Annotated in this window: 3 protein-coding genes; 2 read left to right on the top strand and 1 reads right to left on the bottom strand. The window is 72.5% G+C overall.

The features are described 5' to 3' along the window. Both NBX02_RS08460 and NBX02_RS08455 read left to right on the top strand, forming a co-directional pair. Nucleotides 1-526: SPASM domain-containing protein (locus tag NBX02_RS08460; protein ID WP_250290788.1), on the top strand; the 526-nt coding region annotated here is incomplete at its 5' end. Then, complete coding sequence (locus NBX02_RS08455) at nucleotides 523-1,392, top strand: hypothetical protein (RefSeq protein WP_250290786.1); 870 nt, start codon at nucleotides 523-525, stop codon at nucleotides 1,390-1,392. The genes NBX02_RS08460 and NBX02_RS08455, both read left to right, overlap by 4 nt. Nucleotides 1,393-1,477: 85 nt before the next feature. Here NBX02_RS08455 and NBX02_RS08450 read toward each other — a convergent pair. Further along, nucleotides 1,478-2,607, bottom strand: a 1,130-nt coding sequence (locus NBX02_RS08450) for an FAD-binding oxidoreductase (protein ID WP_250290784.1), incomplete at its 5' end; no start/stop codon positions are given.

Below are 2,607 nucleotides of genomic sequence, written 5' to 3'. Positions count from 1 at the left end.
CTCCGACGCCCCGGCCGAGCATGAGGCGATCACCGGCCGGCCGGGCAGCCACGCCCGGACCAGAGCGAACATCGCCGAGGCGGTCCGCCGGGAGATCCCGCTGCGGGTCGGCGTCATCGGCGTCGACGACGCCCAGCGCGTCGACCAGGCACGCGCGGACCTCGCGGCCCTCGGCGTCACCGACATCGGTTATGACCGGGTGCGGGCGTTCGGCCGCGGGGCTCCGGCGGTGGACGAGGCGGATACCTGCGGGCAGTGCGGGCACGGCACCGCCGCCATCGGCCCGGACGGTACGGTGTCACCATGTGTGTTCACCCGGCATGCGGTCGCTGGCAACGCCCGACGGGAACCGCTGCACAGCGTCCTTGACGGCGACGCCTTCCGGGCACAGGTGGCGCGGCTCGACCAGGCCCGCCGGCCCACGGAGACCACCGCCTGCATGCCCAACATGAAATGCACGCCGGATTCCAGATGCGTCCCGTCGTGCACGCCGATCTGTAGCCCCCTGCGAAAGGTACGCGAGTGAGGCGGCGATGGTTGCCGGTCCGCGTCGATGACTATGACGCCTGGCTGGCGGGAGTGTTCCTGGCCGCGACCGAGCGACTGGGCGTCGAACCGTGCACGCCCGCTACCAGCGTCGCGAACAGCATCAGCGGCCCGGTGCTCCACCAGGGCAAACGGGCATGGCTACGGGTCGCCCCGTTCCGCGAGGACGGGATGGACCGGGAGGCGTGGACGGGCATCCGCGACGCCGCCGCCCTGCGCGGCATCCACAAACCGACACTGTTGGACAGCGTGGAATGGACCCACACCCAGCCGGTGGACATCCCGGTGTGCGCCGACCTGATGACCCTGGCCCCCGACCCGGTCGCGGCGCCCGGCAGCCAGTACCTGGCCACACCCATCACCCTCGCCCCCCAATGGCTGAATGATCTACGTGCTTCCCTGGAGACGTTGGCCACCCACCCCACCGACCGGACCTTCTGGGTGGACAGCGCCGAACGGCACCGCTACCTGCTGCACGCCGTCTACGGCCGGCCGCTCCCGCCGGGGATCGCACCGACCTGGGGCAGCACCGAACACCTGGATCTGCATTGGGGCAACGTCACCATCCCCAACCTGATGATCCTCGACTGGGAACACTGGGGTACCGGCGTAGCCGGCTCCGGCGCCGCACGCCTGTACTGCACCGCCCTGGCCGCCCCCGAAACCGCCAAACAGATCTACACCACGTTCGCGGACGTGCTCGACAGCCCGTCGGGACGCTATGCGCTGCTGGTCGCCGCCGCCGACATCCTCGTCAACGTCGCCTACTACGAGGACACCGTCAACCTCTGCCCCGCCCTCCACCAGCTCGCCAGGAAGATCCTGGACCAGCCGGAGACGTTCTAGTTGATCGTGGAGGGCCGACCCAGAGGGAAAACCTTCTGATCTGCCCCGGGGCTGACATCTCCTTGACCTGCGAAGGAAAAGCCGATCATCTTGATGGGCTGGTGGTGGGACCTGGTGGGACGAGGACGCCGGGGTTGAGCAGGTTGGTGGGGTCGAGGGCGTGTTTGACGGCCGCGAGCACGGCCAGCTCCGCCGGTGAGCGGGACAGGCCCATCCACGCCGTCTTCGCCCGTCCGACGCCGTGTTCGGCGCCGATGCTGCCGCCGTCGGCCGCGGCCCGGGTGAGGATCGCCGTGGCAAGCGCCTCCCGGCCGCTGGTGTCGCCGCGGTCCAGCCCGGTGACGTTGACGTGCAGGTTCGCCTCGGCGAGATGCCCCCACAGGTGCAGCCGGGCGGACGGCGCCACCGCCGGCACCAGGGCGCGCAGATCGTCGACGAAGGCGGAGATACGGGCGAGCGGGACGGCGACGTCCAGCTTGAGCGGGACGTCGAGCGCGTTCACCGCCGCCGTGTGCCCCTCCCGGTAGGCCCACAGGCGCTCCCGGTCCGTGGCGGTGGTGGCGACGACCGCGTCCAGCACGCCGGTGGCGGTCTCCACCGCCGCGGCGAGGTCGCCGGTCGGGTCGGTGGGCCCGACGCACTCCACCAGCAGGTACGGGGTGTCCGGCGGGAACGGCCGGCCGGGGAACGGGGCCGGCCGGCCCTGGTGGGCGCACACCAGGTCGACGCCGTCGCCGAAGACCAGCTCGACGGCGTCCAGGGAGGGCACCGTGGCCCGCAGGGTGGCGACGAGGCCGACCGCGGCGGGCAGGCCGGTCACGGCGAGCAGAGCGGCCGTACGCGCCGCGGGCAGCCCGACCAGCCGCAGCTGGACCTTCGTGATGACGCCCAGGGTGCCTTCGCTGCCGACGAACAGCGATGGCAGGTCGTAACCGACGTTGTCCTTGGGCAGGCCGGACAGCCGCCGCAGCACGCTGCCGTCGGCCAGCACCACCTCCAGCCCGGCCACCTGGCCGCGGGTCATCCCGTGGCGCAGCACCCGCTCGCCGCCGGCGTTGGACGCGGCGATGCCGCCGACGGTGGCCGAGCCGCGGGCGGCGAAGTCGACGCCGACGCCGTAGCCGGCCGCGCGCGTGTGCGCCTGGACGTCGGCGAGGGTCGCCCCGGCACCGGCCGTCACCAGCCCGGCGGCGGTGTCCACCGGCTCGAGCGCGG

This window comes from Protofrankia sp. CiP1_Cm_nod1 (assembly GCF_920888515.1).
GTDB lineage: Bacteria > Actinomycetota > Actinomycetes > Frankiales > Frankiaceae > Protofrankia.
Note: the sequence above shows the minus strand (reverse complement) of the source record. Positions and strands in the feature narration are given on the sequence as shown.